The sequence below is a fragment of the Psychrobacter sp. DAB_AL32B genome (assembly GCF_002224105.1).
Taxonomy (GTDB): Bacteria; Pseudomonadota; Gammaproteobacteria; order Pseudomonadales; family Moraxellaceae; genus Psychrobacter.
In genome coordinates, this window is the sequence record NZ_NEXU01000190.1 from 1 (window position 1) to 286 (window position 286).

General features: G+C 46.9%; 1 pseudogene. It reads left to right on the forward strand.

From position 1 onward, the window contains the following. Window positions 1-237, forward strand: a pseudogene (locus CAN34_RS13920) (hypothetical protein); the annotation flags it as partial. Window positions 238-286 lie beyond the last annotated feature (49 nt).

The window sequence follows — 286 nt, forward strand, 5'->3', positions numbered from 1 at the left end:
GTAAAAAAAGGTGAGATTCACTTAAGTGATGATGAAGGCAACCGCTCGTTTGAGGTCAACTTAAAACAGCTACCGCGTGATTGCATTACCCTTTGGGTGGCACATTTGCGCCGAGAAGTAGACGACTGGCATCTGACGCTACAAAATCTACCGCTTCCTGCGACAGACTTGCCAACAGCAGCGCAACAAGTGGCGCACGAATTGGCACGCGCTTTACCTATTCCACAAGGAATATAAGCGTAACAACAGAGTAATTAGTCAGTAACTCTAAGAAAGGATGAGGCAC